The organism is Saccharopolyspora sp. NPDC045839 (genome assembly GCF_056431645.1).
Genome location: NZ_JBWKKH010000061.1, coordinates 25,427 through 31,607, shown reverse-complemented (window position 1 = coordinate 31,607; position 6,181 = coordinate 25,427). Strand labels below are relative to the sequence as shown.

The following is a 6,181-nucleotide window of genomic DNA, read 5'->3' as shown; positions in this document are numbered from 1 at the left end:
GCTGGCGCACACTCAAACGCATCACCGCCAGCCCACGCAAAATCACCACGATCGTCCGCGCCGCACTCACCCTCACCCACCACGAACACACCAAAGCCCACTGAGATCACCTCAATGGAAACTGGAGATCCAATTTCAATGGAAATTGCGGGAGTTATCCACAGGTGTCGGCGTGTCGTGGACCGACACGCCGTCCGGCCGCAAGTTCCATTGAAATCGAAGGTCTGATTTCCATTGAAATTGCGGCCGGACGGTCCACCGGTGTCAGTGATCAGTAGTTGGACTCGTAGAGGCGGTTGATCTCGGCGTGCAGGTCGGCATCGGTCTTGACCGCCGTGCCGTCGATGGTGTGCACCTGGGTCATCAGCCGGACGCTCGACGCCAGCCACACGCCGTCGCTTTCGAACAGCGCCGATACCGGGAACTTCGCCACCTCGGTCTTCCAGCCCGCCTTCTCCGCGGCGCGGAACAGCGCGCCCTGGGTGGTGCCCTTGAGGATGCCCGAGCTGGGCGGCGTGGTCAGCAGCGTGCGGCCCTGTGCGAGCACGACCGTCGAGGTCGGCCCCTCCAGCACCGAACCGTCGGTGGCGGTGAAGATCACCTCGTCCGCGCCGCGCGACTCGGCCTCCCGCATCGCGGCCATGTTCACCGCGTACGACAGGGTCTTCGCGGACAGCAGCAGCCAGGGCGCGCGGTCCATCAGGTCCGGCGCGTAGCCCCGCTCCAGCGTCACCGCCGCGACACCCTCGGCGCGCTTGCGCAGCGTGTCGGGGCCGATCCGCATGCCCATCGCGAAGCCGTTGGGGGTGCCGTCGCCGCCATCGACACCGCGGGTGCACACGAGCTTCAGCGCCATCTGCGGGTCGGTGTCCCACGGCCAGTTGTCGATGACCGTCTGCACGACGCGCTCCCACGCGGCGCGCTCGGGCAGCGGCATCTGCATCAGGCCGGCGGAGCGCTCCAGCCGGTCGAGGTGTGGCCCGAGTTCCCTCGGCTTCCGGTCGGCGACCAGGATCGTCTCGAAGATGCCGTCGCCGCGCATCACGCCGAGGTCGTCGGCGCGGAACAGCGGCGCCTCCGGATCAACGAGGGTCCCGTCCAAAAGTGCCAGTACGCGCATGCCGGAAGCCTAGAACCTCCACGCCGACGACAACGGCCGCCCCGCGCCACGCGGCCGGCAGCATCACCCGCCCCGCTCAACGAGCCGATCCGAGCATTCCGGCGCGGAGTTACGATCGAAGGAACTTCAAGCGCGCCGAGCACAGGAGCGGGCATTGAGCGACCAGGGATCGCTGCGCAGCACCTTGCACCAACGCGGCATGCGGATGACACCGCAGCGCCAGCTGGTGCTGGACGCGGTGCGCGAGCTCGGGCACGCGACGCCGGAGCAGGTCTGCCGGCGCGTGCAGGGCACCGCATCGACGGTCAACATCACGACGATCTACCGCGCCCTGGACCTGCTCGAGGAGCTGGGCCTGGTGCGGCACACGCACCTGGGGCACGGCGCGCCGACCTACTCCGTCGAGGAGCACGAGCACGTCCACCTGGCGTGCCACCGCTGCGGGACCATCGATGAGATCTCGACGGAGCTGCTGGACGACCTGTGCCGCGCCCTGCTCGCCCGGTTCGGGTTCGCCCTGGACGCCACCCACCTGGCCCTGTCCGGCACGTGCCGGAACTGCCGCAACGCCGACGCCGCCGAGGAGCGCCGATGAGCTCACCCCTGTTGGATCTGCCGGGTGCGGTGCCCGCGCCGGACGATGCGGTGGACGCCGGTGTGCCCTGGCACTTCGGCGACCCGTTCGCCGAGCAGCGGTCGGCGACCCGCTCCGCGGTGCTGGTGGACCGCTCGCACCGGCAGGTCATCGCGGTGCCCGGCGAAGAGCGGCTGAGCTGGCTGCACCTGGTGCTCTCGCAGCACCTGACGGAGCTGCCGGACGGGCAGGGCACCGAGGCGCTGGTGCTGGACAGCCAGGGCCGCGTCGACTGCCACGTGCTCGTCGCGCACCACGACGAGGTCGTCTACCTGGACGCCGATGCCGGGGCCCAGGCCACCAGCGCCTTACCGACGATGGGCGTGGACGGCAGGCAGTCGCTGCTGGAGTACCTCGACGCCATGCGCTTCTGGTCCAAAGTAGAGCCTCGGGACGCCGGCGAGGAGTTCGCGGTGCTGACCGCCGTCGGCCCGGACGCGGGCGGCATCCTCGCCCAGTTCGCGCCGGTGCCGTCGAAGCCGTACGAGGTGAAACCCCTGCCCGGCGGCGGCTTCAGCCGGTTCGTGCCGTTCCGCGCGCTGCCCACCATCGACCTCGTGGTGCCGCGCGCGTCGCTGGTGGAGTGGTGGACGAAGCTGACCGACGCCGGCATCCGGCCTTCCGGCACGCTCGCCTTCGAGGCCCTGCGGGTGGAGGCGCTGCGGCCGCGGGTCGGGCTGGACACCGACGAGCGCGCGATCCCGCACGAGCTCGGCTGGGTGCACGTGGCGGCGCACGTGGCCAAGGGCTGCTACCGCGGTCAGGAGACCGTCGCCAAGGTGCACAACGTCGGCAAGCCGCCGCGGCGGATGGTGCTGCTGCACCTCGACGGTTCGGCGGAGATCCTGCCGGAGACCGGTGATCCGGTGTGGCTCGGCGAGCGCAAGGTCGGCCGGGTGGGCAGCGTGGTGCAGCACCACGAGCTCGGACCGGTGGCGCTGGCGCTGCTCAAGCGGTCGGCGCCGGTGGACGGCGAGCTGGTCGCCGGCGATCCGGAGCAGGATCGCGCGGTGGCGGCCGCGGTGGATCCGGACTCGGTGCCGCCGGACACCGGCGAGCCGCCGGGACGGATCGCGGCCCAGGGGCTGCGCGGCCGGTAGTTGACGAGGCGGGTATGTCTGGAGGCGCCACCCCACGCGTGATCCAACGCGGCGGGGGAGCACCGTTGTTGCAACAACATCGCCAGAACTGTTGGCGAACTGCACAGAATTGCCGGAGGATGGCCACGTGATCGAAGTCCGCCCGGGTGGACGGCGCCGAATCGACAGGGTCCTGGCCCCGGACTACACCAGCGAAATCGAACAGCGCACGCTCGGCGAGGTACGTGCGTTGCGGGACGAGGCGGCGCAGGAGGAAACGGATCTCTCCTACCTGCGCCGGGTTCTGCACGCGCGGATCGACATCGTGCGCGCCGAGCAGCGGCGGCGCAGCGAGGGCGGATCCGCCTCGGTCGTCGAGCAGCTGGTGAACATCCTGTCGGACAACGCCGTCGGGCCGGCGGCCGGTTCCGGCCGCTACCAGACGACCGAGCCGTCGCGGGCCGAGGCGCACCGCAGGCACGTCGAGGCGCTGATCTCCGATGTCGACCTCTCGGACGTGATGTCGTTGTCGGAGGCCAAGCTCGACCAGGCCCTCGGCGCCTACACCGGAGAAGAGGACTCGGTGTCCCAGCGCCGCCGGGAGGTGCAGGGCGTGGTGGACCGGTTGAACGCGGAGATCGCCCGCCGCTACCGCGAGGGCGCGGCATCCGTGGACGACCGGCTCGCGGAGGAACGCGACCGGCCCTGACCGCCGAACGGCGTCCTAAGTAGACGCTCGAAACGCAGCTCGTGAGAGTTCGATCCGGTAAGAACCGGATCGAACTCTCACGAGTTTTTTTCTTCCCAACTGCACTTTCCCCGGAGTACGCTCACATATTGGTACTGATCTCCCATATTTTGAGATGGATGTCATGAGTGCGCAGCCGGACACCTACACCCACGGACACCACGAGAGCGTGCTGCGGTCGCACCGCTGGCGGACCGCCGAGAACTCCGCCGCCTACCTGATCCCGCACCTGCGGCCGGGCACCCGCGTGCTCGACATCGGCTGCGGGCCGGGCACCATCACGCTGGACTTCGCCGCCCTGGTCGGCCCCGGCGAGGTGCTGGGCATCGACAACGTCGACGAGCCGCTGGAGATCGCCCGCGCCGGAGCCGCCGAACGCGGCCTGGACAACATCGCCTTCGCCAACGCCGACGTCTACCACCTGCCCTACGCCGACGACTCCTTCGACGTCGTGCACGCCCACCAGGTGCTGCAGCACCTGACCGATCCGCCTGCCGCGCTTCGGGAAATGCGGCGCGTGTGCAAGCCGGGCGGCGTCGTGGCGGCCCGCGACGCGGACTACGGCGGCATGCGCTGGTCGCCGGACAACCCGGGCCTGGACCGCTGGCTGGAGCTGTACCGGCAGGTGGCGCAGAGCAACCAGGCCTTCCCCGACGGCGGCCGGTACCTCAAGGCCTGGGCACTGGAGGCGGGCTTCGAGGACATCACGTGCACGGCGTCGGCGTGGTGCTTCGCAGCGCCCGAAGAGCGCTCCTGGTGGGGCAACCTGTGGGCGGACCGCATCCGCCGGTCGTCCTTCGCCGAACAGGCCCTCACCCACGGCCTGACGACGCGCGGGGAACTGGAGGAACTGGCGGCGGCCTGGCACACCTGGATCGCCGCCGAGGACGGCTGGTTCGCCGTCCTGAACGGCGAGATCACCTGCCGCCCCTGACCTCCGGCCGTGAGCGTTTGGGGTGCTCTAGCGCCCCAAAGCGCTCACGGACCCGCTAGGGCCGCCGAGAGGGAGGCGCGTGGTGCGTTCGTCGTCAGTTGTGGCGTTCGCGGGCCGCGAATTCCGCCCAGAAGTCCCGCAGGGTCTCGTAGTGGGTCGCGACGTCTTCGGCGTCGTCGGCTTCCATCGCGTCGACGATCGCGTGCACGTCCTCCGCCGACGTGTCCGCGTCCAGGTCGCTGGACGTCATCAGCTGCACCAGGCCGCCGTAGTCCAGCTCCACCGCCGAGTGCGGGTGGAAGCGCTCCAGCCAGCGGCCGGTCTCCCGCAGGATCCGCGTCGGCCCTTCCTCGCCGATGGACTTCCGGCCGATCGAGTGCGCCCGGGCGACCCGGCGCCGCGCGTCGGCCATCGCCGCCCGCCAGCACACCCGGCGCCGGCCCGGCTCGGTGAACACGCAGCGCTCCGCCGGATCGATCAGCACGAACCACGGCAGCGGGACGGTCCAGGTGGACGACAGCACGTGCACCCCGCCGCCCGCGAGCTCGCTGACCACCGCGGTGGCGCGCACCTTGGCCTTCTCCGCGGGCACCTGCAGCACCGCGGTCTGCAGCGGGACCTCCGCATCGCCCAGGAAGCCGACCAGCGCCGCGGCGGACCGCCCGCGCAGGTCCAGCGGGCAGACCAGCGGGCCCGGCCCCACTGTGGCCGACGGCGCGCTCGGCACGTCCGCCGGATCGAGCACCAGCACGTCGCCGACGCCCGTGACCGCGCCGTCAGCGGTCTCGCCGGGCAGCAGCCGGGGCGGCGAGGCGAGCTGGCTGCGCAGCCAGACGTCCTGCTCCCGCAGCCCGGCGTCGAACGGGTCGACCGGCCCCTGCTCCACGGCCGCCTCGAGCTCCTCGCGCAGCGGCGAGTCGAAGGCCGACAGGGGCTCGTACACCCTCAGGTAGGCGACGAACGGCTCTGGCACAGCGAGCATCGTGTCATGCGTCCCGGGACCGCCTGCGGCTGGCTCTCCGGGCAGCGAAAACAGGTGCGGGAAGGGCCCTCGGAGGAGGAGAGTTCGACGTCACCCAAGACACGGGCACTCAGTCATGGCACCACGTCGCGTTGAACCGCCTCGACACGGTACGGTAGTTACAGGAAAAGTTGTCGAGATCATGCGGGGCCGACATTCCCCTGTCCGCCCCGCAACCCTGTGCGAGGGGGTCGAGCCATGGGGCGCGGCCGGGCTAAGGCCAAGCAGACGAAGGTGGCCCGCGAGCTGAAGTACAGTTCCCCGTCCATGGACATAGAGGCGTTGCAGCGCGAGCTGTCCGTCTCGGAGTCCGGCGAGTGGTCCCGTGAGGACCGCGATGACTCGCGCGACGATGGGTACGACGACTACGACTACGACCGACGTTGAAGCACTTCTCCACGGGGACAGCGGTTGAACGCTGTTCGCTCGATGGTGAGGTACGTCGGAGTCGTTCGTCTGACCCGATGTCAAGGAGCGGGTGGGGTTGACGAGTTCGCAAGTCCCACATAGGAGGAGCACCGCGAGTGGCGTTGCCGGGTTCACCGGCGACGCCACTCACGTCTGTGTGCTGCCGTCCGAAAAGGCCTGAGCGAGAAGGCGAACGCGCGCGCGGAAGTCCGGCGGGCAAGACGAAGCCGACGCGCG

At 70.2% G+C, this 6,181-nt stretch carries 7 protein-coding genes; 5 read left to right on the top strand and 2 right to left on the bottom strand.

The window, feature by feature from the left end; translation table 11 throughout:
• Positions 1–271: 271 nt before the first annotated feature.
• Complete coding sequence (locus AC07EQ_RS42340) at positions 272–1,120, bottom strand: aminodeoxychorismate lyase (protein WP_478393426.1); 849 nt, start codon at positions 1,118–1,120, stop codon at positions 272–274.
• Between the two features lie 154 nt (positions 1,121–1,274).
• Between AC07EQ_RS42340 and AC07EQ_RS42335 the strand changes: the two genes are divergently transcribed.
• The 4 genes from AC07EQ_RS42335 to AC07EQ_RS42320 all read left to right on the top strand — a co-directional run bounded on the left by AC07EQ_RS42335 (position 1,275) and on the right by AC07EQ_RS42320 (position 4,515).
• A complete protein-coding gene (locus AC07EQ_RS42335) occupies positions 1,275–1,715 on the top strand; it encodes a Fur family transcriptional regulator (RefSeq protein WP_478393425.1) in 441 nt (146 codons plus the stop codon).
• On the top strand, positions 1,712–2,854 hold the full coding sequence (gene ygfZ, locus AC07EQ_RS42330; protein WP_478393424.1) for a CAF17-like 4Fe-4S cluster assembly/insertion protein YgfZ: 1,143 nt from the start codon (positions 1,712–1,714) through the stop codon (positions 2,852–2,854). Before AC07EQ_RS42335 ends, ygfZ begins: the two co-directional genes overlap by 4 nt.
• 127 nt (positions 2,855–2,981) lie before the next feature.
• Entirely contained in the window at positions 2,982–3,542 is a 561-nt protein-coding gene (locus tag AC07EQ_RS42325; protein WP_478393423.1) for an RsiG family protein, read from the top strand.
• Positions 3,543–3,705: 163 nt separating this feature from the next.
• Entirely contained in the window at positions 3,706–4,515 is an 810-nt protein-coding gene (locus AC07EQ_RS42320; RefSeq protein ID WP_478393422.1) for a methyltransferase domain-containing protein, read from the top strand.
• A gap of 94 nt (positions 4,516–4,609) precedes the next feature.
• On the opposite strand, the gene AC07EQ_RS42315 is transcribed toward AC07EQ_RS42320, so the two are convergent.
• Complete coding sequence (locus AC07EQ_RS42315; RefSeq protein ID WP_478393421.1) at positions 4,610–5,497, bottom strand: DUF8083 family protein; 888 nt, start codon at positions 5,495–5,497, stop codon at positions 4,610–4,612.
• A 237-nt stretch (positions 5,498–5,734) separates the two neighbouring features.
• On the opposite strand from AC07EQ_RS42315, the gene AC07EQ_RS42310 reads away from it, so the two are divergent.
• The gene (locus AC07EQ_RS42310) at positions 5,735–5,923 is read left to right on the top strand and encodes a DUF3073 domain-containing protein (RefSeq protein ID WP_093264158.1); all 189 of its coding nucleotides are present in this window, start codon (positions 5,735–5,737) and stop codon (positions 5,921–5,923) included.
• Positions 5,924–6,181 lie beyond the last annotated feature (258 nt).

Excerpts from the sequence above, each read along its gene's own strand:
- AC07EQ_RS42340 (WP_478393426.1), bottom strand. The coding sequence starts at position 1,120 with ATGCGCGTACTGGCACTTTTGGACGGGACCCTCGTTGATCCGGAGGCG.
- ygfZ (WP_478393424.1), top strand. The coding sequence starts at position 1,712 with ATGAGCTCACCCCTGTTGGATCTGCCGGGTGCGGTGCCCGCGCCGGAC.
- AC07EQ_RS42320 (WP_478393422.1), top strand. The coding sequence starts at position 3,706 with ATGAGTGCGCAGCCGGACACCTACACCCACGGACACCACGAGAGCGTG.
- AC07EQ_RS42315 (WP_478393421.1), bottom strand. The coding sequence starts at position 5,497 with ATGCTCGCTGTGCCAGAGCCGTTCGTCGCCTACCTGAGGGTGTACGAG.
- AC07EQ_RS42310 (WP_093264158.1), top strand. The coding sequence starts at position 5,735 with ATGGGGCGCGGCCGGGCTAAGGCCAAGCAGACGAAGGTGGCCCGCGAG.